The sequence below is a fragment of the Arthrobacter sp. zg-Y895 genome, assembly GCF_020731025.1.
Classification (GTDB): Bacteria; Actinomycetota; Actinomycetes; order Actinomycetales; family Micrococcaceae; genus Arthrobacter_B.
On the sequence record NZ_JAJFZY010000003.1, the window covers coordinates 337187 to 361374 of the forward strand.

21 protein-coding genes, 1 tRNA gene, 1 pseudogene and 1 riboswitch are annotated in these 24188 nt (G+C 65.6%); of the genes and pseudogenes, 13 read left to right on the forward strand and 10 right to left on the reverse strand.

Going from position 1 to position 24188, the window contains the following annotated elements:
* Window positions 1–47: 47 nt before the first annotated feature.
* Window positions 48–182, reverse strand: a riboswitch (TPP riboswitch).
* 91 nt (window positions 183–273) lie between these two features.
* Window positions 274–537: a DUF4235 domain-containing protein gene (locus LJ760_RS03280; protein WP_227919224.1), complete on the forward strand. Its 264-nt coding sequence runs from the start codon at window positions 274–276 to the stop codon at window positions 535–537.
* A 219-nt stretch (window positions 538–756) separates the two neighbouring features.
* Here the strand turns inward: LJ760_RS03280 and mnhG are convergent.
* From mnhG to LJ760_RS03310, 6 genes and pseudogenes are all read right to left on the reverse strand, one after another.
* A pseudogene (gene mnhG, locus LJ760_RS03285) lies at window positions 757–1116 on the reverse strand (monovalent cation/H(+) antiporter subunit G); the annotation flags it as partial.
* 4 nt (window positions 1117–1120) lie between these two features.
* Window positions 1121–1381 carry a monovalent cation/H+ antiporter complex subunit F gene (locus LJ760_RS03290; RefSeq protein WP_227919225.1) on the reverse strand — a complete coding sequence of 87 codons (261 nt, stop codon included), beginning with the start codon at window positions 1379–1381 and terminating at the stop codon, window positions 1121–1123.
* A complete protein-coding gene (locus tag LJ760_RS03295; RefSeq protein ID WP_227919227.1) occupies window positions 1378–1974 on the reverse strand; it encodes a Na+/H+ antiporter subunit E in 597 nt (198 codons plus the stop codon). Before LJ760_RS03295 ends, LJ760_RS03290 begins: the two co-directional genes overlap by 4 nt.
* Window positions 1971–3581 carry a Na+/H+ antiporter subunit D gene (locus tag LJ760_RS03300; protein WP_227919229.1) on the reverse strand — a complete coding sequence of 537 codons (1611 nt, stop codon included), beginning with the start codon at window positions 3579–3581 and terminating at the stop codon, window positions 1971–1973. The genes LJ760_RS03295 and LJ760_RS03300 overlap by 4 nt, the downstream gene beginning before the upstream one ends.
* A complete protein-coding gene (locus LJ760_RS03305) occupies window positions 3578–4063 on the reverse strand; it encodes a Na(+)/H(+) antiporter subunit C (RefSeq protein WP_227919230.1) in 486 nt (161 codons plus the stop codon). The genes LJ760_RS03300 and LJ760_RS03305 overlap by 4 nt, the downstream gene beginning before the upstream one ends.
* Window positions 4060–7086: a Na+/H+ antiporter subunit A gene (locus LJ760_RS03310; protein WP_227919233.1), complete on the reverse strand. Its 3027-nt coding sequence runs from the start codon at window positions 7084–7086 to the stop codon at window positions 4060–4062. The genes LJ760_RS03305 and LJ760_RS03310 overlap by 4 nt, the downstream gene beginning before the upstream one ends.
* A 201-nt stretch (window positions 7087–7287) precedes the next feature.
* On the opposite strand from LJ760_RS03310, the gene LJ760_RS03315 reads away from it, so the two are divergent.
* On the forward strand, window positions 7288–8664 hold the full coding sequence (locus tag LJ760_RS03315; RefSeq protein ID WP_331460702.1) for an MFS transporter: 1377 nt from the start codon (window positions 7288–7290) through the stop codon (window positions 8662–8664).
* A 258-nt stretch (window positions 8665–8922) separates the two neighbouring features.
* On the opposite strand, the gene dcd is transcribed toward LJ760_RS03315, so the two are convergent.
* Together dcd and LJ760_RS03325 are read right to left on the reverse strand one after the other, a co-directional pair.
* Window positions 8923–9543, reverse strand: a complete 621-nt coding sequence (dcd, locus tag LJ760_RS03320) for a dCTP deaminase (protein WP_227919236.1) — start codon at window positions 9541–9543, stop codon at window positions 8923–8925.
* Window positions 9544–9565: 22 nt separating this feature from the next.
* Complete coding sequence (locus LJ760_RS03325; protein WP_227919238.1) at window positions 9566–10420, reverse strand: tryptophan 2,3-dioxygenase; 855 nt, start codon at window positions 10418–10420, stop codon at window positions 9566–9568.
* 69 nt (window positions 10421–10489) lie between these two features.
* Between LJ760_RS03325 and LJ760_RS03330 the strand changes: the two genes are divergently transcribed.
* The 11 genes from LJ760_RS03330 (at window position 10490) to LJ760_RS03380 (ending at window position 19800) form a co-directional block, all read left to right on the forward strand.
* On the forward strand, window positions 10490–10972 hold the full coding sequence (locus tag LJ760_RS03330) for an SseB family protein (protein WP_227919240.1): 483 nt from the start codon (window positions 10490–10492) through the stop codon (window positions 10970–10972).
* 136 nt (window positions 10973–11108) lie between these two features.
* A complete protein-coding gene (locus LJ760_RS03335; protein WP_227919246.1) occupies window positions 11109–12176 on the forward strand; it encodes a M4 family metallopeptidase in 1068 nt (355 codons plus the stop codon).
* Window positions 12173–12451, forward strand: coding sequence for a protealysin inhibitor emfourin (locus LJ760_RS03340; protein ID WP_227919248.1), 279 nt, complete (start codon window positions 12173–12175; stop codon window positions 12449–12451). The genes LJ760_RS03335 and LJ760_RS03340 overlap by 4 nt, the downstream gene beginning before the upstream one ends.
* Window positions 12452–12568: 117 nt before the next feature.
* A tRNA-Gly gene (locus LJ760_RS03345) sits at window positions 12569–12642 on the forward strand.
* A 114-nt stretch (window positions 12643–12756) separates the two neighbouring features.
* Window positions 12757–13218, forward strand: coding sequence for an aspartate 1-decarboxylase (gene panD, locus LJ760_RS03350; protein ID WP_227919251.1), 462 nt, complete (start codon window positions 12757–12759; stop codon window positions 13216–13218).
* A gap of 9 nt (window positions 13219–13227) precedes the next feature.
* Window positions 13228–14154, forward strand: coding sequence for an AEC family transporter (locus tag LJ760_RS03355; protein WP_227919259.1), 927 nt, complete (start codon window positions 13228–13230; stop codon window positions 14152–14154).
* Window positions 14155–14294: 140 nt separating this feature from the next.
* Window positions 14295–15617 (forward strand): extracellular solute-binding protein, encoded by a 1323-nt coding sequence (locus LJ760_RS03360; protein WP_227919262.1) that lies wholly within the window; start codon window positions 14295–14297, stop codon window positions 15615–15617.
* A complete protein-coding gene (locus tag LJ760_RS03365) occupies window positions 15614–16576 on the forward strand; it encodes a carbohydrate ABC transporter permease (protein WP_227919264.1) in 963 nt (320 codons plus the stop codon). Before LJ760_RS03360 ends, LJ760_RS03365 begins: the two co-directional genes overlap by 4 nt.
* Complete coding sequence (locus tag LJ760_RS03370) at window positions 16577–17419, forward strand: carbohydrate ABC transporter permease (RefSeq protein WP_227919266.1); 843 nt, start codon at window positions 16577–16579, stop codon at window positions 17417–17419. It begins immediately after the preceding gene.
* A gap of 39 nt (window positions 17420–17458) precedes the next feature.
* Window positions 17459–18718: an ABC transporter ATP-binding protein gene (locus LJ760_RS03375; RefSeq protein ID WP_227919267.1), complete on the forward strand. Its 1260-nt coding sequence runs from the start codon at window positions 17459–17461 to the stop codon at window positions 18716–18718.
* A gap of 104 nt (window positions 18719–18822) precedes the next feature.
* The gene (locus LJ760_RS03380) at window positions 18823–19800 is read left to right on the forward strand and encodes a hypothetical protein (RefSeq protein WP_227919268.1); all 978 of its coding nucleotides are present in this window, start codon (window positions 18823–18825) and stop codon (window positions 19798–19800) included.
* Between the two features lie 100 nt (window positions 19801–19900).
* On the opposite strand, the gene LJ760_RS03385 is transcribed toward LJ760_RS03380, so the two are convergent.
* Window positions 19901–21856 carry an NHL domain-containing thioredoxin family protein gene (locus tag LJ760_RS03385; RefSeq protein ID WP_227919272.1) on the reverse strand — a complete coding sequence of 652 codons (1956 nt, stop codon included), beginning with the start codon at window positions 21854–21856 and terminating at the stop codon, window positions 19901–19903.
* Window positions 21856–24066, reverse strand: a complete 2211-nt coding sequence (locus LJ760_RS03390) for a cytochrome c oxidase assembly protein (protein WP_396127059.1) — start codon at window positions 24064–24066, stop codon at window positions 21856–21858. Before LJ760_RS03390 ends, LJ760_RS03385 begins: the two co-directional genes overlap by 1 nt.
* Window positions 24067–24188: the final 122 nt, after the last annotated feature.

A 24188-nucleotide genomic window follows, 5' to 3' on the forward strand; every position in this document is an offset into this window, starting at 1 on the left:
GTAAACCGGCGCGCTTCCCCGCAGACCGTTGCCCGGCCAACGGGGAATTTCCCTGAGTCTCGACTCCCTTCGCCGGTACTAACCGGATCAGGTTCGAGGGTCTGCGGATATCCGCACTCTCAGCGCCTTGTCCTTCGCAGTCCGAAGACCTGCTGCGGGACGGCGCTCCCCTGTCGTATGTTTGCGGTTCCACTCTACACACGTGTTCCTGATCCGGCGACGGGCAAACGGGTACCGTAGGGTTAGGAAAAACGCCCGAAGCTAGGAGTATTCATGAACCTGATCCTCAAACTGCTCGGAACCGGAGCGAGCATCCTCTCCGGAATCGTCGCCGCCAAGGTGCTGGATTTCGCCTGGACCAAGGCCACCGGCAACGAGCCGCCGAAGGACGCCGAAGGCAGTCTGGAAAACAGCCTCCGCTCCGCCGTGGCATTCGCCGTGGTCTCGGGTGCCGTCAGCCAGGTCATCCGCGTGCTGACCAACCGCGGCACGCAGCGGGCCATCCAGCGCTACCAGAAGACGCCGGAAATCGTCTAAGCCTTCGATTATCGAAGCCTCCGCCGTTGGTGGAGGCAGGGGCGCTCAGCCCTCGGGGTTTTTCCCCGGGCGCTGGGCGTCGCTGTTTAACGCCCCTCCTGCGCCGGTTCCGCGGGCGCGCAGCATCTCGTCGTCGTCGAGCTCCCCGGTGTAGCCGTGCCCCGGATCATCGTCCACGCGCGGATCGTCATCCTCGTCTTCGAGCACTTCCTCTTCCGCTTCCCGGAGCAGGCGCTGTGCACGCTCGACGACGTCGTCCAGTTCGTCGATGACCAGCAGTTCGGGCCGCAGGTGCTTGGTCCGGTAACCGGCGCGGCCAACCATGTGGGCCGAGACCGGTGCGGTCAGGAGCATAAAGATCCAGGCCACGAACAGGATCGGCAGCAGCTTCCAGCTGCGGAATTCCACGGCCATGGCCAGCAGGAACAGCAGGAGCCCAAGCACCTGGGGTTTGGTGGCCGCGTGCATGCGGCTGAGCAGGTCGGGGAAACGGATCAGGCCGATGGCGGCGGCCAGGGACATCAGCGCGCCGCCGAGCATCAATACGGCTGTGATCACGTCATAGACGGTCTCTTCCATGGTGCTACCGCCTGTCCGTTACGAACCGGGCAACGGTCACGGAGCCGATGAAGCCGATCAGGGAAATAGCGACCACCAGGGCCAGGTAGTCCAGGTTGCGGTAAACGATCATGTCCGTGATCAGGGCCGCACCGACAATGGCGAGCAGCACGTCCGAGGCCAGCACCCGGTCCAGGATCGAGGGGCCCCGGGCAATCCGGTAAATGGCACCGGCGCCGGCCACTGCCAACATGACGGACACGGCCACCACAGCTGCGCTCATCATGCCCGGCCTCCAATCTTTCGTTTCCGTGTTTCAGCGGTTTCGGCACGCAGGGCGGCCAGCTCCTCTTTGGTTCCCAGGGTGCGGATCAGCCAGGCCTCGGCGTCCAGGGCATCGGCCCGCACCTTTTCCGCCTGTTCCGCCGTGGACACGTTCAGCGCGTGCAGGTACAGAGTCGAGGTGGAACGGTCGACGTCGACAATCAACGAGCCGGGGATCAGGGAGAGCACGTGGCCGGTGGCCGTGACCAGCAGGTCCGAGCGGCTGCGCAGCTTCACCCCGATGACACCGTTGCGGATCCGCGGGCCGCGGACAAGCGCGAGCCAAAGCACGTGGAAGCTGGCCTCCACCAGCTTGTAGAGGAAACGTCCGGCGAAGAGCAGCCCGTAGAGCGGGTTGAACCTGCCGCTGAGTTCCACGGGCGGGAGGTAGAAGATGTTCGCCACGAAGAAGGCGATCACCGCCCCGAAGACCAGGTTTCCGGCGCTGAAGTCCTGCCACAGCGCCCCCCACAGGAACACCAGCCAGATCAGCAGGGGCAGTTCCTGCAGCAGCGGAACGCGGGACCGGTTGCGCATGCGTGCTTGCTTGGTCATTGGGCTGCCCCCTCGCCCAGTACGGCTTCAATGTAGGGGGTGCGGTCCAGCAGGTCCCGGGCGGCGTCGTCGCTGAGTGAAAACAGTGGTCCGGCAGCCACGGTCAGGGCGACGCCGAGGGCAACCAGGCCCACAGTCGGGTAAACCATGGTCCGGGGCAGCAGGTCCACGGACTCCCTGCCGGAGAACCGTCCCGTGGCATGCTCGATGACGTGCTCGGAGCTGCGCAGGCTGGAGCCGTCGGTGCTGGTGGCCAGCAGGATGGGATCCGGGTGCACGGCGTCCTCGGGGGTACGCCAGAATGCACGGTTCCAGACCCGGGCCATGACCAGCAGGGTCAGCAGGCTGGTGGCGGCCCCTGCACCCACGAGGACATAGGCCAGCGGAGTGCCAAGGTCCACACCGGCCTGCATCAGGCCGAGCTTGCCCAGGAACCCGGAGAACGGCGGGATGCCGGCCAGGTTGATGGCGGGAATGAAGTACAGCACCGCCAGCAGCGGCGACAGCCGTGCCAGCCCGCCGAGCCGGTCCATGTTGGCGGTTCCGCCGCGGCGTTCGATCAGGCCCGTCACCAGGAACAGCGAAGTCTGCACCGTAATGTGGTGCACCACGTAGAACACGGTGGAACCGATGCCCATCACGGAGGCGATCGCGAGACCGAACACCATGTAGCCGATGTGGCTGACCAGGGTGAAGGAGAGCATTCGCTTAATGTCGGTCTGCGCCAGCGCACCGAGGATGCCCACCAGCATGGTCAGCCCCGCCACCACCATCAGCAGCGTGTTGATCCTGTCCCCGGGGAAGAGCAGGGTCTCGGTGCGGACCATGGCATACACACCCACCTTGGTCAGCAGGCCGGCGAACACAGCGGTGACCGGGGCCGGCGCGGTGGGATAGGAGTCCGGCAGCCAGAAGGACAACGGGAAAATGGCGGCCTTAATCCCGAATGCCACCAGGAGCATCAGGTGCAGCATCAGCTGGGTCGCCGGATCCAGTTCGCCGAGCTTCAGGGCAAGGTCGGCCATGTTCACGGTGCCGGTGGCCGCGTAGATCATGGCAATGGAAATCAGGAACAGCAGCGACGACACCACGCTGACCACTACATACGTCACGCCGGCGCGGATCCGCGGCGTCGTCCCGCCGAGGGTCATCAGGACATAGCTGGCGGTCAGCAGGATTTCGAAGCCCACGTACAGGTTGAACAGGTCCCCGGCGAGGAAGGCATTGGAAACGCCTGCCACCAGGATGAGATAGGTCGGGTGGAAGATCGAAATGGGTCCGTCTTCGTCGCCGTCGGCCATACCCTGGCCGGCGGCATAGATCAGCACGGAAAGGCTGATCGCCGAAGAGACCACCAGCATCAGTGCGGAGAACTGGTCCACCACCATGGTGATGCCGAACGGTGGAAGCCAGGCGCCCAGGTTCACGGCCTGCGCGCCGGTCTGCCAGACGGAGCCCAGCAGGACGATTTCCAGGATCAGGGTTCCGCTGAGGATGCTGATGCTGACCACCCGCTGGGCGCGCTGGTGGCGGATCAGGATGAACGCGAGGGCGGCACCGAGGACCGGGAGCACCACCGCCAGCGGTGCAAGGCTGGCTGTGTTCATCGGTTCACCTCCGGTTCGTTTGCTGTGTTGCCGCGCTGGGAGCCGGGAGCCTCTTCGGCTTCCTCCGGCGGTGTGAATTCCGTGGTGTCCTCCGGGACGTCTGCGTCATCTTCGGCGTCGAAGCTGCTCTGGCTCGCCACGCGCCGGTCCTCAACGTCGTCCTGGACCTCGTCCTGCCGGCCCAGCACCCAGGACCGGTAAATGATGCCGAGCATAAAGGCCGTGACCGAGAAGGAAATGACGATCGAGGTCAGGATGAAGGCCTGCGGCAGCGGATCGTTGTAGGCATCCGCAGCAATGTCCTTGTTGAAGATCGGTGCGAGCCCCGCCGGCCCGCCGGTGGCGAGCAGCAGGATGTTCGTTGCATTGGTGAGCATGGCCAGGCCAAGCACCACCCGGGTCAGGCTCCGCTCAAGCAGCAGGTAGATGCCGGCTGCGTACAGGCACCCCATAACCAGGAGGAGGGTGAGGTTAACAGTCACCGTGCCACCTCTTCCTCTTCGGGACGGGCGGCAACGTCGATGATTTCCGGTTCCTCCACAGTATTTTCGTCGTCGTCCTCGTCGTCGGCGTCGCCCTCGCTGCGCTCGTCAATCTCCGAGCCCAGGCTGCGCAGGACGTCCAGCACCAGCCCCACCACCACCAGGTAGACGCCGATGTCGAAGATCGTGGAGGTCACGAATTTGACCTCCCCGAAGATCGGCCAGGTGAACTTGAGGATTGCGCTTTGCAGGATCTGCCCGCCGAAGAACAGCGGTGCCGCCGCGGACAGGGCAATCACGCCCAAGCCGCCGCCCAGCAGCGTTCCGGCGCTGACCGGGCTGGCTTCGGCCAATTCGAAGCGGCCACCGGCCAGGTAACGGATGGTCAGCGCCAGTCCCGCCATCAGCCCGCCGGCGAACCCGCCGCCGGGCAGGTTGTGGCCGGCAACCAGCAGGTAGACGGAGAACAGGATGACGGAGTGGAACAGCAGCCGGGTAATCACCTCGAAGATGATGGACCGGCGCTCGGGCGCCAGCGTCCGGCCGGCTACCAGCCAGGCGTCGCGGCCCACGCTGGAGAATTTGCGGGCCATGGCGAGGGTGGCCTGGCGCCGGGCGGTGGGGGCAAACTGCTCCCTCCCCCGGTCCACGGAGCCGCTGGCCACACCCTCGGCCCGGCGCCGCTTGTCCCCGCGTCCGCGGACGAAGATCAGGGACGCGAGGCCCGTGGCCGCGATGGCCAGCACCGTGATTTCACCGAACGTATCCCAGGCGCGGATATCCACCAGGGTGACGTTGACAATGTTGGAACCACCGCCGCCGTCGTAGGCCAGCTGCGGGAAGTCGAGGGATACGGGCGTGGCGACACGGGAAGCCATGGCGGTCATGGCGAACACGACCATGCTGGCGCCGAAGGCGATGCCCAGCAACGCCCTTAGGAAGCGGTGGCGCTTGGGTTCACGCTTCCACAACCTGGCCGGCAGGGACCGCAGGGCCAGCACGAACGCCACCAGGACAATGGTTTCGACGAGCATCTGGGTCAGGGCCAGGTCCGGGGCGCCCTGCAGCGCGAAGATCAGGGCAATGCCGTAACCGCTGACGGAAACCATCAGCACGGCCAGGAAACGCTTCGTCGCGCGGGCCGCGGCAACGGCGCCCAGGACCACCGCGGCGCCGATCACGGCCTGCAGCGGGGTATCGAACCAGCGGAAGTCCTGCGGCAGGGGCGCGGACCGCAGGATCAGGGCCATCAGCGGGGTCAGGATCGCCATGGTCAGGATGACGAACAGGTAGAACAGCAGCGAACCGCGCTGCGTGCGCCCGGTAACCCACACGGCGACGTCGTCGAGTACCCCGATGGCGCCGCGGTAGGACCGCTCGGCGTCGACCGGGAAGGCGACGTCCCGCTGGAGGTCCTCTACCTGCCGGGCCAGCAGGAACAGGACGACGCCGATGCCGAGGGTGAGCGCAGTCAGGCCCAGCGCCGGGGTCAGGCCGTGCCAGAGGGCCAGGTGGGTGGGCTTGCCTTCGGCCGGGAAAAGATCCGCGTAGGACGCAATCGCGGAATCAAGCGGTGCCGGCCAGAGCCCGAACACTACGGTGACGCCCGCCAGGATCGCCGGAGCGGCGAGGAAGGACCAGGACACCGCCTTGAACGGGGTGGGTGTGCAGCCATCCTTGGTTGCAAAGGCGCCCCAGATGAAACGGGCGCTGTAGGCGAAGGTGAGGATGGAACCGGTCACCACGCCGGCCAGCAGGAGCCAGGCGGCGATGGTGCCCTGCTGCTCGCCGTAATGCACAAAGGTCTCGTAGACCGATTCCTTGGCCACGAAGCCCAGCAGCGGCGGCACGCCTGCCATGGACGCCGCACCGATAACGGCGACGACGGCCAGTTTCGGTGCTGCACGGAAGATTCCCGAGAGTTTGCGGATGTCACGGGTGCCGGCCTGGTGGTCGATAATCCCGACCACCAGGAACAGGGTCGCCTTGAAGAAGCCGTGCGCCAGAAGCAGGCCCATCCCGGCGACTGCGGCCTCCCGGCTGCCCAGGCCCACCACCAGGGTAAGGAAACCGAGCTGGCTGACCGTGCCGTAGGCGAGGATCAGTTTGATGTCGTACTGGCGCAGGGCACGCCAGCCGCCCAGCAGCATGGTTGAAAGGCCCAGGATCAGCACGATGGGGTGCCACAGCAGCGTCTCGGAGAAACCGGGGGCCAGCCGGGCGATGAGGTAGATACCGGCCTTCACCATGGCTGCGGCATGCAGGTAGGCGCTGACCGGGGTGGGCGCCGCCATGGCTGCGGGCAGCCAGAAGTGGAAGGGCACGAGGGCCGATTTTGAGACGGCGCCGACCAGCAGCAGGGCGATGGCAACGTTGACCAGCGTCCCGGCATTCACCAGTTCCGGTGCCTGCACCAGGATCTCCGAGATCCGGTACGTCCCGGCGACGGAGCCGAGGATGATCATGCCGACCAGCATCGCCAGGCCGCCGAAGGTCGTGACGATCAAGGCCTGCAGGGCCGCGCGGCGGGCAGAGAGCCGGTGCGCCGAGTAGCCGATCAGCAGGTAGGAAAGGATGGTGGTCAGTTCCCAGAAAATGAACAGCAGGATGAGGTCATCCGCCGTAACCAAACCGAACATGGCGGCTGCGAACGCCAGCAGCTGGGCACCGAAGCTGCCCATTTTCGGGTCATTCGGCCGGAAGTACCGGGCGCAGTAGAAGAGGACAAGGGCGCCCACGCCGAGGATCAGGATGGACAGCACAGCCGCAAGGGTGTCCATCCGGAAGGCCAGTTCCACCCGGAGGTCGGGAATCCAGGCAATGGTGACCGACGGCGGCGCGTTCGGGGCGCCGGATGCCAGCGTCTGGTCTGCACCGGTGTACCGGGGGAAGGTGGCTATCAGCCAAATGAACGCGGCAGCCGGGAAGGCCGCGAGGATGTAGAACGCAGACCGGCCGACCTTGCGGAACACCAAGGGCGCAACCAATGCCACCGCAAATAAAACGGTGAGCACAAACAGCACTATGATCTCCCGGGCTCTTTCGTCGATGTTTCAGCCTGATTTTGGCTGCAGTTATCAAGGGGGGCGGTCAAGGTCGTAAGTACATTCTACCCATGGCATACGGACGCCCTCCTACTCGGGCGGTTCGGCAAAGGAACCGGCCACCGGCGTTTTGGGCGTTGAATACCGTTCCGGGCCGCGGCAGCCGCTAGGCTCAGCGGCATGAGTCTCAGCACACAAAAAACGTCTCCGGGTGGCCTGGCGCCGCGCGCCTCCGCACCTGCACGCTGGAAACAGGTGGCGGCCTGGGCGGCCTGGGACTGGGGGTCCGCTTCCTTTAACGCAGTGATGACCACTTTTGTGTTCACTGTCTACCTGACGTCCGCCTCCTTCGGAGACAAAGACGAGAACTCAGCCGTCCTCGGCGCCGGCCTCGCGATTGCCGGCGTCGCCGTGGCCGTCCTCGCGCCGGTCACCGGCCAACGCTCGGACGCGGGTGGCCGCCGCCGCACCTGGCTCACCGTCAACACCCTGCTGACCTGCGCCCTGGTCGCGGCGTGCTGGTTTGTTTTCCCCTCGCCCGACTATCTGATCCTGGGTGTGGCACTGATCGCCGCAGCGAACCTGTTCTTCGAATTTGCCGGCGTGAACTACAACGCCATGCTCAGCCAGATCTCCACGCCGGCCACCGTCGGCAAAATCAGCGGCCTGGGCTGGGCCATGGGCTATGTAGGCGGAATCGCTGCCCTGGCGCTGGTACTCGTGGGCTTTGTGCAGCCCGACGTCGGCTGGTTCGGCGTCACCTCCGAAGACGGACTGAACATCCGCTTCGTTGCGCTGTTTTCCGCCGTCTGGTTCCTGCTGTTCGCCCTGCCTCTGATGTTCACCGTGCCCGAGGTTCCCCGGCAGGAGGCGCTGGCACGGCTGGGGATCCTTGCGTCCTACAAGCTCCTCTTCCAGCGCATCAAGGCCCTCTTCCGGACCGACCCGCACACCATTTACTTCCTGCTCGCCAGCGCCGTCTTCCGCGACGGCCTGGCGGCAGTGTTCACCTTCGGCGGCGTTATCGCGGCCGGCACTTTCAACTGGGAACTGTCAGAGGTGATTATGTTCGCCATCTTCGGCAACGTGGTCGCCGCCGCCGGGTCCGTGGTCGGCGGCTTCCTCGATGACCGCTCCGGTCCCAAGGCCGTGATCGTCGGTTCGCTGATCGGACTGATCCTTGCCGGCACGGCCATTGTGGTGCTGGGCCCGGATGACCAGGACCTGTTTGGACTGCAGTGGACCGGCGACACCACGTTCTGGATCTTCGGCCTGCTGCTGTGCCTGTTCGTGGGCCCGGCCCAGTCCGCGTCCCGGGCGTTCCTCGCCAGGCTCGCCCCGGAAGGGAAGGAAGGCGAGCTGTTCGGCCTGTATGCCACCACCGGGCGGGCGGTCAGCTTCCTGGCCCCCACGCTGTTCTCGGTCTGCATCGTGGTCTTCGGCTCCCAGCGGTACGGCATCATCGGCATCATGGCCGTGCTGCTGATAGGGCTGCTGGTGCTGCTCCCGGTCCGCTCCCCCGCAGCACGGACCGCTTCGCCCGTCGATAAGGACTAAGCGCTATGGGGCCGGGCTCCGGCTCCGGCCTGCGTGCCTGCGGGTCTGGCTCCGGCGGCAACGAAATTCCTACGCTCGCAGAGCTCGCTCGGAATATTAAAGCCGCCTCCGCCAGACCCTAGAGCCGGACAGTCACACCGCCGCCGCCAGGCCCTCCAGCCGGACAGTCACACCGCCCCCGCCCGACCCTCCAGCCGGACGGTCACACCGCCCCCGCCAGGCCCTACAGCCGGACGGTCGCCGCGCCGCCGCCAGGCCCTAGGAGGCGCTGACGCCCGCCGTGTCCTCGTCATTCGAGGCAGCAGTGACATCGGTGCGGTGGAAGTTCAGGTGGCTGCGCGACGCCGTCGGGCCCCGCTGGCCCTGGTACCGGTTGCCGTAGCGTCCCGAGCCGTACGCGTGCTCCGCCGGGGAGCTGAGCCGGAAGAAGCACAGCTGTCCGATCTTGGAGCCGGGCCACAGCTTGATGGGCAGCGTTGCCATGTTGGAAAGCTCCAGCGTGACGTGGCCGGAGAAGCCGGGATCAATGAAGCCAGCCGTGGAGTGCGTCAGCAGCCCAAGCCGGCCCAGCGAGGACTTGCCCTCCAGACGCGCAGCGATGTCGTCCGGCAGGGTGACCTGCTCGTAGGTGGAACCCAGGACAAACTCTCCGGGGTGGAGGATGAACGGCTCATCCGGATCCACTTCCACCAGGCGGGTCAGCTCAGGTTGGTCCTGCGAGGGATCGATGTGGGCGTACTTATGGTTGTCGAATAGCCGAAAGAAGCGGTCGATGCGCACATCGACGCTGGAAGGCTGGACCATGGCGGGGTCATAGGGGTCCAGGGCAATCCGGTTGTCGGCAATCTCGGCTCGGATGTCGCGGTCAGAAATCAGCACTCTTCAAAAATAGCGCATGCCCCTAGCGGCCGATTTCCGTCCGCACCGCATAGAGCTCGGGGAAGAACGTCAGTTCGAGGGCGCGCCGCAGGAAGCCGGCACCGCTGGAACCGCCCGTGCCCCGCTTCATGCCGATGGTGCGTTCAACGGTTTTCAAGTGTCGGAAACGCCACAGCTGGAAATTGTCCTCGAGGTCCACAAGCTCTTCGCAGGCCTCGTAGACGTCCCAGTTCCCGGCGGGGTTTTCGTAGACGTACTTGTAGACCGCCAGCAGTGACTCGTCATACACATGTGCCTGCGTCACGTCACGGTCCAGGAGTTCCGGCGCCACGGCGTAGCCGCGGCGGGCAAGATAGCGGATGAACTCGTCGTAGATGCTGGTTTGGGAAAGCAGGCCGGACAGCAGCTCCTGAGCGGCCGGGTCTGCCGCGAACACGGCAATCATTGCCTCGTTCTTGTTGCCCAGCAGGAACTCGACGGCACGGTACTGGTAGGACTGGAAGCCGCTCGAGGCGCCCAGGTCATCGCGGAATTCGGAGTACTCGGACGGGGTCAGCGTTGCCAGCACGGACCACTGTTCCGTCAGCGAGCGCTGGATGTGCTTGATCCGGGCAATTCCCTTCATGGCCGAACGCAGGTCATCCGCCGCCAGGCGGGCACGCACGGCCAGCAGCTCGTGCAGGACGAGCTTCAACCACAGTTCCGAGGTCTGGTGCTGGATGATGAACAGCATCTCGTCGTGGTGCTCCGGGCTGCTCACCGGATGCTGCGCGGAAAGCAGCTCATCCAGGGCAAGGTAGGACCCGTAGCTCATCTTGTCGCTGAAATCCCGCTCAATGCCTGCTTCGAGGCTGCGGGTGTTCTCGTTCGGACTCATGCCCACCACGGTATCCGCTCCATATGCCAGACTTGGGGTTTTGGCACCGAGCCCTGAGAAGGAGCCCCCATGGAACCGGACAACACCCCCGAGATCCCGACAATGCCGCTGGCCCACGACGACGTCGAAGCACCCGGCGCGGCGCTTGAAGAAGCCATCACCGCCGGTCGTGAGGGCCGGCTCACCAACCGCGAGGTTATGTCCGTCATCTGGACGTCGGAACTGCTCAGCGTGGGGCGCCTGACGAAGGACGACGATCCCTCCACCTTCCAGGCAGTGGTCCTGAAGGCCCCGGACGCCGACTACTCCGTGGCTGCCACCTTCACCTCCGCGGACCGCATCCCCGCACAGCTGCGCGAAGCAGCACCGGTGGTCGTCAAGGCCAGCGGCGAAGCCACCATCCGCAGCATTGCCCCGGGATACGGCATGTCCGTCAATCCGGGACACGAAGTAGGGCTGGAGATCGGCCCGGACGTTGTGGCTTCGCTCGTCGAGGCGTCCGAAAAGGCCGCTGCGCAGGCACAGGACCCGGCCGGTACGGAACAGGACTGACCAGCCCCGGAAGGGTCGAAAACAGCCGATTAGGTTGCGTTATGGCCATTTGATGCCGTTTTTGCAGGCCTAGCGCTTGCAGTGTCAGTGCCGGGGCCTACGCTGGGGAACCTCACAACAGAGGGAGGGCTGTACCGTGACCAACTCAAGCGTTGCTTCTTCGATCTGTTCCATCGTTCCGCCGTATCTGCTTGCCCGCCTGGCCGCCGCCGAAGACCCTGCAAAGGCAACGGCGGCGAAGGCTGCCCGCCGCGCCCTGACCGGGATCGACGGCGTGGAATCCGCGCGCTCGGCGCCGCGTTCTGCGCCGTCCCGCGGATCAGGCACGGCGTTTGCCCCGTCCCTGCGCCGCACTATCTCCGATGCCCTGGGCCTGGAGGAACTGCCGGGCACGGTAGTGCGGTCCGAGGGCGAACCGGACACGGGCGACCCGGCGGTGGACGAAACCTATGCCGGTCTCGGCGCCACGTACCGTCTCTTCAGCGATGCCTACGGACGTTCCTCGCTCGACGGCGCCGGGCGGGCATTGGAGGCCACCGTCCACTATGGACGCGCCTACGACAACGCCTTCTGGGACGGTTCCCGGATGGTGCTCGGCGACGGCGACGGCGAGGTGTTTGAACGCTTCAGCAAATCCCTCACCGTGATCGGCCACGAGCTGACCCACGGCATCATCCAGTACACCGCGCAGCTGGACTACCGTGACCAGGCCGGGGCACTCAACGAATCAGTAGCGGATGTCTTCGGCGTCCTGGTCGAGCAGAAACTGCTGGGACAGACAGCGGACCAGGCCAGCTGGCTGGTTGGTGAGGGCCTGTTCACGGACCTGGTGCAGGGGCATGCACTGCGGTCCCTGAAGGCACCGGGCACTGCCTACGACGACGACGTGCTTGGCAAGGATCCGCAGCCGGCGTCCATGGCGGACTTCGTGCAGACCGCGGCGGACAACGGCGGTGTCCACATCAACTCCGGAATCCCCAACCGCGCCTTCTACCTGGTCGCTGAAGCCCTGGGCGGGTATGCCTGGGAACGAGCCGGCCAGATCTGGTACGACACCATCACCGAACGCAATTTTCCCGCCGACGCCACCTTCGCCGTCTTTGCCGCCGCCACGCTCACCGCAGCGGAAAAACGGTACGGAGCGGGAACGGAGGAAAGTACTGCTGTGCAGGCCGCATGGAAAGAGGTTAACGTCTTGGTATGAGACTGGTTGTAGTGCGCAGCGGCGGCTTTGCGGGCATGCAGCGCACCTGGAGCACGCAGGTCAGCTCCGAAGAGGCACAGGAGCGGTGGCTGCCGCTCCTCAGCGATCCGCCCGAAGCCCCGGACAGCGAACCGGACCGGTTCACGTATGAGATCTCCGTGGGCCCGGCCGCCGTCACCATCCCGGAACGGCAGGTCAAGGGCAGGTGGCGCGAACTCGTGGAGCGGGCCCGGGCCGGCGCTGATTCCGAACCCGGCGAAGGCTCCGGAGACTAGGCCGGCCGGTGCCTGGGCAACCAGTCCGGAAACCTTTCGGCAGCGCCCGCAAACGAATTAGGCAACCGGCAGGTTCCATGTAAAGTTAGGAGCTGTGCCGGATTCCTTCCGGACACTGCGGGCGTAGCTCAATGGTAGAGCGCTAGCTTCCCAAGCTTGATACGCGGGTTCGATTCCCGTCGCCCGCTCCACTTCGGAGCAAGACTCCACCCACTCCCCCCTGCACTGCGCCGCACTGCACTTTCGCTGTCAGCGTGTCAACCCCCTGCTCATAGTCCGGGGTATTCGGCGTAGACTTATCCGCGATGAACCGGAAAATGTTTAAGTCCAAAATCCACCGCGCCACGGTGACCCATGCCGACCTGCACTACGTGGGGTCCGTGACGGTTGACCTTGACCTCCTCGAAGCCGCGGACATCCTCCCCGGCGAGCTCGTCTCGATCGTCGACGTCGACAACGGCGCCCGGCTGGAGACGTACACCATCGCCGGCGAACGCGGCTCGGGAGTGCTGGGCATCAACGGTGCAGCGGCCCACCTGGTGCATGTGGGCGACACGGTCATCCTCATTACCTATGCCGATATGACCACCGATGAGGCCCGCTCCTTTGTGCCGACGGTTGTCCACGTTGATTCCGCCAACCGGATCCTGGAGCTGGGGACGGACCCGGCCGAGGCCGTGACGGAAGGCACCGAGCGTCCTCCGCTGGCCCTGGACAACACCCAGGTCATGGCCGGCAACCCGGGCGCCGCAGCCGAAGCCAGATAGCAGCATCCGGTGCTGGGGGTACTCACCGGATTCGCCGTTGTCTGGATCATCATCCTTACCGGGTATGCCATCGGCCGGCTCGGCGTACTTGGCGAAAACGCCCAGACCGTACTGAGCCGCCTGGCGTTCTTCGTTGCATCGCCGGCGCTCCTGCTCATAACCCTCAGCGATGCGGACCTGCCCACGGTCTTCTCGTTTCCGCTGCTGGTGGCCGCCGTCAGCGCCGGAGCCACAGCGGTCCTCTATGTGCTCGTTACCCGCTGGTGGCTGCGCCGGCCGTTGCCGGAAATGCTCATTTCGGCGATGTCTTCGTCCCTGGTCAATGCCGCCAATCTTGGATTGCCCATCTGCGTGTACGTCCTCGGGGACGCTGCCTATATCGCGCCCGTGCTGATTTTCCAGCTCGCGTTCTTCACCCCGCTCTTCCTGATGATGATGGATTCGGCCACCAGCGGCCGGCGGACCTCAGTTCGGGTTTTTGCCGGGCAGGTGGTCCGCAACCCGATAATCGTAGGCTCACTGATCGGCCTGCTGTTGGCCGCCACCGGCACACAGCTGCCCGAAATCATCCATGAACCGGTGTCCCTGATCGGCGGTGCAGCGGTTCCCGCCATGCTGCTTGCCTTCGGGCTTTCGCTGGTGGGGTCGCGGCCCCTGAATGCCGACGGCGGCAGGCGGGCCGACGTCGTCCTCGCCTCTGCCTTCAAGCTCCTTGTCCAGCCGCTGCTGGCTTTCCTGCTGGCCCGCTTCCTCCTGGGAATGGAAGGACACCTGCTTTTCGCCGTCGTGGTCACCGCCGCCCTTCCCACTGCCCAGAATGTCTTCGTTGCGGCTGCCCGCTACGAAGAAGGCGTGCTGGTGGCCAAGGACACCGTGCTGCTCACCACCATTGCCTCTCTTCCCGTGCTGGTCCTGGCCGCAGCCCTGCTGACCTGAGGCAACACCCGCTTTGGCCGGTATAAATGTGGCGTAAATTACGTTCAAGGCATATGGTCAAACCGAAGGCTGCTTAGTGTGCGGCCCGTCTCGTGCAAAGCCGCAGGGGACGCTTACGACGAGGTGGAGGCACAGTACCGATGCCAAACGACGCAAGATACTGGGGCCGTACCCGGAAAGGGGCACGGGCTGCGGCCGGCGTTGCTCTGGCCGTGGGTGCGACTCTCCTGACCGGCTGCGGAACCGATGAGGGCGCAGCACCCACCTTGACCTGGTACATCAATCCGGATGCGGGCGGGCAAGCCGAACTGGCGAAGCAGTGCAGCGATGCCTCCGGGGGTGCGTACACCATCGAGACCTCCCTGCTGCCGAATGATGCCGCCTCCCAGCGCGAACAGCTGGCCCGGCGCCTCGCGGCCGGGGATAAGAGCATGGACATCATGAGCCTGGATCCGCCCAACGTTCCCGAGTATGCGGAGCCGGGTTACCTGGCGCCCGTACCCGACGACGTCGCGGAGCGCACCACCGAGGGTGTGCTGGAAGGCGCCCTCGCGGGAGCAAAGTGGAAAGACGAAGTGGTGGCCGTTCCCTTCTGGGCCAACACGCAGATCCTCTGGTACCGCAAGTCCGTTGCGCAGGCCGCAGGTCTTGACATGACCCAGCCGGTGACCTGGGACGACATAATTGCCGCGGCCGAGAGCCAGGACAAATACATCGGTGTGCAGGGCGCACGTGCCGAGTCCATGACCGTGTGGGTCAATGCCCTGGTGGCATCTGCCGGCGGTGAAATCGTGCAGAACCCGGACGCATCGGCGGACGAACTGCAGCTGGGACTCGACTCCGAGGCCGGAAAGCAGGCGGCCGACGTCGTCTCCACGATCGGCAAGGAGGGCCTGGGCGGTCCCGGACTGCCCACCCAGACGGAAAACACCTCCATGATCCAGTTCCAGGGTGACCAGGGTTCGTTCATGGTCAACTACCCCTTCGTCTGGCCGGCCACCAACGCGTCGGTCGAGGAGGGTGCCTTGCCTGAGTCCCTCATCGAGGACATCGGCTGGGCCCTCTACCCGGCTATGAACGAGGGCGAGGATACGGCTCCCCCGCTGGGCGGCATCAACCTCGGAGTGGGTTCCAACAGTGAGCACCCTGACCTGGCGTTCGAGGCCATCGAATGCATCGTCTCGCCCGAGAACCAGGCCCAGTACTTCACCACCAACGGCAACCCTCCGTCGAACGAAGAGGCCTACAACGCGCCGGGGATCGAAGAGACATTCCCGATGGCCCCGGTCATCCGGGACTCGCTGGAACTGGCCGTGCCGCGGCCGCAGACCCCGTACTACAACGAGATCTCGACCGGCATCCAGCAGACCTGGACTCCGCCGAGCGACGTCAACCCCGATACCACCCCGGCCGAGAGCCAGGAATTCATTCTCGAAGTCCTTAGAGGGGAGAAACTGCTGTGAGCACTTCCGTCGAAGCGGTCCGGGACGCCCCGGCCAAGCCCACTCCGTCCAAACAGCCCCTCAGCGACCGCGCCAAAGCGGAGCGGCGGCTGGGTTTCTGGCTCGCCGGGCCCGCCTTCATCATCATGCTGGCGGTCACCGCCTATCCGATCCTCCTGGCGCTCTGGGAATCGCTGTTCAAATACCGCCTGACCGCCCCGGCGGACCGGGAGTTCGTGGGACTGGGCAACTACGCGACCATCCTTTCGGACGGCCTGTTCTGGCGGGACCTGGGCGTCACGGTGCTGATCACGGTCATCACCGTCGTCATTGAGCTGATTCTCGGCTTTGCCCTGGCCCTGGTGATGAACAGCGCGTTGAAGGCCGTCCGCGGCTGGCTGCGCACCGCGATCCTCGTGCCGTACGGCATCATCACCGTGGTTTCCGCCTTCGCCTGGTTCTATGCGTTCGACATCAACTCCGGGTACATCAACAGCTGGTTCAACTGGGTGCCCGGTATCGACTCGGACCTGAACTGGTTCGCCGACACCTGGACGGCACTGTCCGTCATCATGGCCTCGGAAATCTGGAAGACCACCCCGTTCATTTCCCTGCTGTTGCTGGCAGGCCTGGCCCAGGTTCCGGGCGAGCTGACGGAGGCCGCAGAGGTTGACGGCGCGTCCTGGTGGCAGCGGATGTCCAAGGTGATCATCCCGAACATGAAGGCCGCCATCATGGTCGCCGTCCTGTTCCGGGCACTGGACGCCTTCCGCATCTTCGACAACGTGTACATCATGACCAACGGCGCGTACGGCACCGAGGTGCTGTCGCTGCTGGCCTACCGGACCTCGATTACCCGCCTGGAAATCGGCATGGGCTCGGCCGTGTCGGTCCTCCTGTTCATCTGCGTCATCATCATCTGTTTCATCGCCATCAAACTGTTCAAAGTGGACCTTTCCGGCGCACGAGGGGGTAAATAAGTGAAGTCCTCACCTGCCAAACGGCGGACGATTTGGACCATTATTTCGGTTCTGGTTGTCCTGTACGCGCTGTTCCCGGTGGCATCGATCCTGGCCACCTCGTTCAAGCTGCCCAGCGACCTGACGTCCGGGACCTTCCTCCCGACCAACTGGTCGTGGAGCAACTACGAGCAGATCCTGGTCGGCGACGCGCAGGGGCTCTTCCTGAGCAGCCTGCGCAACTCCATCGGCATCTGCCTGATCGCCACCTTCATCGCGGTCGTCCTGGCCACCCTGTGCGCCTATGCCATTGCCCGTCTGGACTTCCCGGGCAAGAAACTGGTGCTGACCACGGCGCTGGGTGTCTCGATCTTCCCGGTCATCTCCATCGTGACCCCGCTGTTCAACCTCTGGCGCAACATCGGGCTCTACGACACGTGGCCCGGACTCATCATCCCCTACCTGTCCCTGACGCTGCCGATCTCCATCTGGACCCTGGCTGCCTTCTTCCGGCAGATCCCCTGGGAGCTGGAGCAGGCAGCCCAGGTCGACGGCGCCACCACGTGGCAGGCGTTCCGCAAGGCCATCGTTCCCCTGGCGGCCCCCGGCGTCTTCACCACCGCGATCATTGCGTTCTTCATCGCCTGGAATGACTTCGTATACGGCATTTCGCTGACCTCCACCGAGGCGGCGCGGCCGGTACCGGCAGCCCTGGCGTTCTTCACCGGCGCTTCACAGTTCGAGGAGCCCACCGGAGCCATCTCCGCCGCGGCGATCATCGTCACCATTCCCGTAGTTGTCCTGGTGCTCGCGTTCCAGCGCCAAATCGTCTCCGGCCTAACCCAGGGCGCCGTCAAGGGCTAGTTCCCTTCGACACCCGGACTAAGAAAAGGATCCCTAACCATGGCATCTATCACCCTCAACCACCTCGTCAAGAAGTACGGCGACGGTTTTCCGGCCGTCAACGATGTCAGCCTGGACATTGCCGACGGCGAGTTCATCATCCTGGTGGGCCCGTCTGGCTGCGGCAAATCGACCCTCCTGCGCATGATCGTGGGACTGGAGGACATCACCTCCGGCGATCTGCTCATCAATGGAGAGCGCGTCAATGACAAGGCACCGCGCGACCGCAACCTGGCGATGGTGTTCCAGAACTATGCGCTCTACCCGCACCTCACGGTGTACGAGAACATCGCGTTCCCGCTGCGCCTGAACAAGGGAAAGTACAACGACGAGCAGGTCCGCAAGCTCGTGACCGATGCAGCCGCAACGCTGGAACTGACCGACCACCTGGACCGCAAGCCGGCCAACCTCTCGGGCGGCCAGCGGCAGCGGGTGGCCATGGGCCGCGCCATCGTCCGGCAGGCGGATGCGTTCCTCTTCGACGAGCCGCTTTCAAACCTGGACGCGAAGCTGCGCGGCCAGATGCGTTCGGAGATTGCGCAGATGCAGCGCCGCCTGGGCACCACCAGCGTCTACGTCACCCACGACCAGACCGAGGCCATGACACTCGGTGACCGCGTGGCGGTGCTGAAGAAGGGCATCCTGCAGCAGGTCGCCTCCCCTCGTGAGCTTTACGAGCAGCCCATCAACCTCTTCGTGGCCGGCTTCATCGGATCCCCTTCCATGAACTTCCTGCCTGCAACACTGGAGAACGGAGTGCTGAAGACGGCCGTCGGCGACATCCGCGTCCCCGAAGACAAGGCCGCAAAGGCCGCCGGCAAACAGGTTGTCCTGGTGGGCATCCGCCCGGAGTTCTTCGAGGATGCCTCCCTGGTGGAGGAAAGCAAGCTGCAGCACGGTTCCACGTTCACGGCGCCGATCACGCACACGGAGTGGCTGGGCAACGAGCAGTACGGGTACATCCACTTCGACCCCACCCCCGAGGTACGCGAGCTGCTGAACAACCTTGCCCGGGACATGGACGCCGACGAACTGCGCCCGCAGGTGGTGGTGACGCTCGACGCCGCCAGCCGAATCCGCGGCGGACGCGACGCCGAGCTGTGGCTGGACACCCGCAAGGTGCACCTCTTCGACCCGGAAAGCGGTGAAAACCTCACACGCGACGCTGCTGCGGGCGCCGAGCTCACCGAGGAAGCCAATGCCGCCCGTGCCGAGGAGATCGCCGCTGCACACGAGACCGCCCCGGCGGCAGCCTCCTAGCAGCGGGACAACTGGTACAGCCCTCCCGCCAGGGCACCTGACACGAAGGCCGGAGCGGGAAACCGATCCGGCCTTCGTCCGTCCGGGCAGGTAACGTAAGAGCAGTGCAGGGAACATCACCGGTAATCAAGGCAGTAGCCGCCTGGCTGCTTGCCCTCATGCTCACCATCGCGGCCGCCGTCGTCGTGATCTACTTCGTTAACGCCAAGACGTACGGCCCCGAGAAACACGTCGAGAGCTATCTGCAGAAGCTTGCCGACGGCGAGGGCGAACAGGCGCTGGGGATGCTCAACGCCCAGGTCCCCGAAGCCAACGCCGCGCTGCTGGACGGCGACGCGCTCCGCGCCTCCGTGAAGGGGCAGCAGGTGCGCGGAATCGGCGACGCCGAGGAGATCGGCGGGGACCGCGTCGAGGTTGCGGTGGACTACGCCTACGGCGAGGCCGAGGGAACAACCAGGTTCGTGCTGGAAAACACCGGCAAACGCTGGCTCTTCTTCGACACCTGGGACTTTGTGCCGGCCACGCTGCCGACCGTTCAGGTCAACGCTCCGGCGCTGCGGGAAGCGAACCTCAACGGGGTCCGGGTAACGCTCCCGGAGGGCGCCAATACGTTCGCCGCCTTCCCTGCGTCGCGGGTGACGGCCTCTTATGACAGCCAGTACCTGGCCGCCGCGGAGCGGGAGGTCCTGGTTTCGGACGACGCCGAGCCGCAGCTCACGCTCGTGCCGGAGGCAACCAAGGAACTGGTTTCCAAGATCGATGCCGGTATCCGCGAGTTCCTCGACGGCTGCACGGCCGCTGACCGTCTGGCACCTCCGGGCTGCCCGTTCTACCACCTCACCAACAACCGGGTGGACCAGCCCATCAGGTGGAGCATCACCGACTACCCCGACGTTGAACTGACCCAGGCTGAGGGCGCCTGGGTGCTCAGCCCGCTGAGCGGCACCGCGCAGGTCACCGCCACCCAGGTCGACCTCTTCAGCGGCGACAAGAGCCCGCTGGTGGCCGATGAGCCCTTCACCTTCAGCGCTTCCCTCCGTGTGGACGGCGAAACCGTGACGCTGAGCCCGCAGGTCGACTAGCAGCCCTTCAACAAAGCGCAGGCGGCGGCATGGATTCCCATGCCGCCGCCTGCGCCGTTAAGCAGATCCAGTCAGTACCGCCCCGTCAGGGAAGAGGTGCTCAGTCCAGTCCGCGCAGGTCCAGAACCAGCTCGGACTCGCCGCCGGCCTGCAGCACTACCGGAATGCCCCAGTCCTGCTGGTACATGTGGCAGGCCGCGTGGTCCGGGATCTCTCCGCCCGGCTCTCCGTCGCAGGCGGCAGCACGGGCGGTGATGTGGAGTACTCCATCCGTCACCTTGTCGGAGAGCACGAGGTCACGGGTCAGCCCCGTAGCCGTACCGCCGCCGGAAACGAGCAGTTCCTCCGGGGAGGCGGAGATTTTCAACTGCGTGGGATCGCCCCAGCGGTCATCCAGCTTCTGGCCCTTGGGGGCGGCAAAGCGCACCGTCAGGGACATCGGGCCGGCTTCCACGGGAGTCTTCGGCCGCTGCGTCTGCCGGGCCCCTTCATCCACGGACTGGGCTTCCTTTGGAATGGGCAGGCGGACCAGCTGGTGCCGGTTCGACTCGACCACAATCAGCAGCGGTTCGGCGGCACTGTTGTCCACCAGCACGTCCGAAGGCTCGGAGAGTCCACGGGCCAGGGTGGAGACGGTGCCCGTGACCGGATCGTAGCGCCGCACCGCACCGTTGTAGGTGTCCGCAACGGCCACGGAGCCGTCCGGCAGCACCGCTACGCCCAACGGGTGCTGCAGCCGGGCCTGGGAGGCCGCGCCGTCGCGGAAGCCAAAGTCGAACAGGCCGGTGCCGACGGCGGTTTCCACCTGGATGCCGGTGCCGTCCAGGAACAGCTTGCGCAGGGCGGACGTCTCGGAGTCGGCCACCCAGAGGTTGCCGTCGCTGTCTTCGGCCAGGCCCGAGGACTGGGCGAACCAGGCAGCGGAGGCACCGCCGTCGAGCAGGCCCTCCAGTCCCGTGCCGGCCAGGACGGCGACGGCCCCGGTCTCCGGGTCAAAGCTGAAGATCTGGTGGGTGCCGGCCATGGCGATGACCAGCCGCTGCAGCTTCGAGGACCAGACCAGGTCCCACGGCGAGGACAGGGAAATGTTGAGCGGTTCGGCGCCCAGCAGATCCGAGGAATCGGAGGGAGCATTGTCCCCAGCGGCGGCTTCACCGGATCCTGCGGATGCAGCACCCGCCTTGGTCTGGTTCCCGGCGTCCAGCAACCGCTGCACTCCGTTGCCGGCGATGGTCTGAACGGCACCGGTAGCGAGGTTCACCGAGCGCAGGCGGTGGTTGACCGTGTCCGCCACAACGACGTCGTACCCTGCCTTTTCGGCCACGTCGGCAGGTAGCAGGGCCACACCCTGGGGTTCGTTGAAGCGTGCCGTCCCGGCGTCGCCGTCCTGCCAGCCCTTGGTGCCGTCGCCGATGGTCCGGCGGACGCCCGTCAGGTCCGCTTCCAGCTCCACGAGGCGGTGGTGGCCCGTATCGGCGACCAGGAAGGTGCCCCCGGGCAGCGCGGTCACCTTTCCCGGGAACCGCAGGTCCCCGGCGGTGGGTTCTGCCGGAACGTAGGGGCCGTCGCCGCGGTGCAGTGTCCCCTTGGCCTCGTGTTCCTCCACCAGCTCGGCCACAAGCGATTCCAGGCCCGCTGCGTGCCCTTCACCGGACAGGTGCGCCACGATGTACCCCTCGGGGTCCAGGACCACCAGGGTAGGCCAGGCACGGGCGGTGTAGGCCTGCCAGGTGAGCAGCTCCGGGTCATCCAGTACGGGATGGTGGATTTCGTAGCGCTCCACGGCTGCGGCGAGGGCCACCGGGTCCGCTTCGTGTTCAAACTTCGGGGAATGGACTCCCACGGTGACCAGCACGTCGGAGAACTTTTCCTCCAGGGGCCGGAGCTCGTCCAGCACGTGCAGGCAGTTGATGCAGCAGAAAGTCCAGAAATCCAGCAACACGATCTTGCCGCGGAGATCCTCGAGGTTCAGCTGCCGGCCGCCGGTGTTCAGCCAGTTGCGGCCCTCAAGCTCCGAGGCCCGCACCCGGTATCCGGCGCGCACGGTTTCAGTCATTAACGATCTCCTTGATCCGGGGTCCCGGCATCACGCTGTGCCAGGTTTGCAAACATGTTGTTGTAAGCAGTCAGATCGGCGTCATTATTCCGCTCCGCTGCGCGGTCCAGCCGCCGGGTTTCCCGGGCGTCGCTCTTGGACCACTGATAAGCCACCCCGATGGCCACGAACAGGGTCGGAATTTCACCGATGCCCCACATCAAAGACCCGCCCAGCTGCTGGTCCGCCAGGGCCGACAGTCCCCATTCCCGGCCCATGTTCCCGAAGTAGGAAGCCTGGATCAGTGCCGTTCCGCCCATCACCGCCACTCCGAAGAAGGCGTGGAAAGCCATGGTGGCGAGCAGGATCACCAAGCGCAGCGGGTACGGCGCGCGGCCGGGCAGCGGATCGATCCCGATCATCGTCAGGATGAAGATGTAGCCGGTCAGCAGGAAGTGCACCACCATCAGCTCGTGCCCCACGTGCTCGCGCAGGGCCAGGCCGAAGAGGTCCGAATAGTAGAAGACCACGATGGAGCCGGCAAAGTTCACGGCGGCCACAATCGGGTTGGTGATGATCTTCGAGAAACGTGAATGCACCCCGATGAGGATCCATTCCCGGATCCCGCGGGTCCCGTCGGTGCGGGGCGTCAATGCCTTGAGCGCCAGGGTGACCGGTGCTCCGAGGACGAGGAACAGCGGCACCACCATGGTCAGGGCCATGTGCCCCAGCATGTGCGTGCTGAACAGGACCATGCCGTAAACCTGCGGCGCGCCGCAGGTGATGTAGCCGAGGGCCAGCAGGCCGACCAGCCAGCAGGCCGTGCGCCGGACCGGCCATCGATCTCCGCGGCGGCGGAGCCGCACCGCGCCGATGAGATAGGACGTGGCCAGGGTCAGGATGACGGCAACCCAGAGCCAGTCCGGCCGCCACTCGGTGAGGTAGCGTTCCGGGGTCAGCTCGGGCGGGAGGTCGTAGCCGGTCAGGATACGGGCCGGGGAGGCATCCTGGGGAAGCTCTTCGGAACGCGGCGGCGCGGTGCGGCCCAGGGCCACGGCCACGCCGGACACTGCACCCATAACGGCCAGTTCCACGGCAATGAGCTGCCAGAGCACCCGCTGGGCCGACAGCCCGCCGGTGGGGACTGCTGTGCCGCCCGGCACCGGGGTACGGGACGGGTGGGAACCGGCGAGGCGCGGAATGATCCAGTTGCGGTGCATCAGCCCCAGGACGCCCAGGAGCAGCGTGAGCCCGGCTTTGGTGAGGACCAGGCCGCCCCAAGGCGTCCCCAGCTGGTCCAGCGAATTGATCCGCAGGGACGCATTGACGACGCCGGAGAGGAACACCAGCGCGAAGGCGAAGCCGGCGAGGGCCGAGAACCGGGCCAGCACGACGCCGGTGATGGAGCCCAGCTGCCGGGACACGACGGCCAGGACAATGATTCCGCCGATCCAAAGGCACACGCCCAGCAGGTGCAGTCCGATCGAGTTCACCGCTGCGGCATGATCGTCACCCCCGGCGGAGTGCCCGATCAGGGCGGTGGGGAGCAGCGCGCCGACGGCGAGGACCAGCGTGAAGGCCAGCATGCCGAGGGACCGCACGCCGAAGGACAGCGCGGTGACTACGGCCGCGATGATGCTCACTGCCAGCCAGGCACGCCCGGTGGAAAAGTCAGTCAGGAAGGACGCCAGGCCAGCCGTGTAAGTGGAGTCGGCGCCGAGCGGCAGCCCGGAAACATCAGAGTAAGTGAACACCATCACCGCCAGCGCGGAAAGGGTCCAGACGACCGCGGCAACCGAGGTCAGGGTCAGCGCACGGGTGAACGCAGGATGCTCGGGCTCAGCGGCTGCAGGCCGGCCGGACGCGTTTTTCCGCGCGCGTCGAAAATTCAGGCTTTTGGGCAGGATTGTCACGGCGAAAACAAGCGAGCCGATGACGGCAGCCATGGAAATATTCTGCACGGCCTTCGCTGCGGGGAGTGCCCAGCGGGTCAGCGATCCGGGGTCCCCCAGCTGCGACGCTCCGGCGGCACCGGTGAAAAGCATGGCCGCTGCCAGGGCGATGAAGACGAGGGCGCCGGCAGCTGCAAGCCAGCCGGTGCGCACGGCGGGAACAGCACTGCGGCTCTCCCCTGCTGCGCTTGGATCGCTCCCGTTGCCGTGCTGCGGGAGCCGCGAACTGCCGGCGGGGCGTTCGGTCTGGGGTTTGACGGATTTTGGCACAGTACCCATTCTCTACCCGCTGTAAAAATAGGGCCAATCATTGTTGCGGCTGTCACGGGTTTGCGGACTGTGCGGCGGCAGCGGCATTCGCCTGCGCTTCCCGGGAATCCCCTGAAAACACGGGAGGGCCG

Bases quoted from the DNA above. Each gene is read 5' to 3' on its own strand.
- LJ760_RS03280 (WP_227919224.1), top strand. From the start codon at position 274: ATGAACCTGATCCTCAAACTGCTCGGAACCGGAGCGAGCATCCTCTCC.
- LJ760_RS03290 (WP_227919225.1), bottom strand. From the start codon at position 1,381: ATGATGAGCGCAGCTGTGGTGGCCGTGTCCGTCATGTTGGCAGTGGCC.
- LJ760_RS03295 (WP_227919227.1), bottom strand. From the start codon at position 1,974: ATGACCAAGCAAGCACGCATGCGCAACCGGTCCCGCGTTCCGCTGCTG.
- LJ760_RS03300 (WP_227919229.1), bottom strand. From the start codon at position 3,581: ATGAACACAGCCAGCCTTGCACCGCTGGCGGTGGTGCTCCCGGTCCTC.
- LJ760_RS03315 (WP_331460702.1), top strand. From the start codon at position 7,288: ATGAGTCTCAGCACACAAAAAACGTCTCCGGGTGGCCTGGCGCCGCGC.
- LJ760_RS03325 (WP_227919238.1), bottom strand. From the start codon at position 10,420: ATGAGTCCGAACGAGAACACCCGCAGCCTCGAAGCAGGCATTGAGCGG.
- LJ760_RS03330 (WP_227919240.1), top strand. From the start codon at position 10,490: ATGGAACCGGACAACACCCCCGAGATCCCGACAATGCCGCTGGCCCAC.
- LJ760_RS03340 (WP_227919248.1), top strand. From the start codon at position 12,173: ATGAGACTGGTTGTAGTGCGCAGCGGCGGCTTTGCGGGCATGCAGCGC.
- panD (WP_227919251.1), top strand. From the start codon at position 12,757: ATGAACCGGAAAATGTTTAAGTCCAAAATCCACCGCGCCACGGTGACC.
- LJ760_RS03360 (WP_227919262.1), top strand. From the start codon at position 14,295: ATGCCAAACGACGCAAGATACTGGGGCCGTACCCGGAAAGGGGCACGG.
- LJ760_RS03375 (WP_227919267.1), top strand. From the start codon at position 17,459: ATGGCATCTATCACCCTCAACCACCTCGTCAAGAAGTACGGCGACGGT.
- LJ760_RS03385 (WP_227919272.1), bottom strand. From the start codon at position 21,856: ATGACTGAAACCGTGCGCGCCGGATACCGGGTGCGGGCCTCGGAGCTT.
- LJ760_RS03390 (WP_396127059.1), bottom strand. From the start codon at position 24,066: ATGGGTACTGTGCCAAAATCCGTCAAACCCCAGACCGAACGCCCCGCC.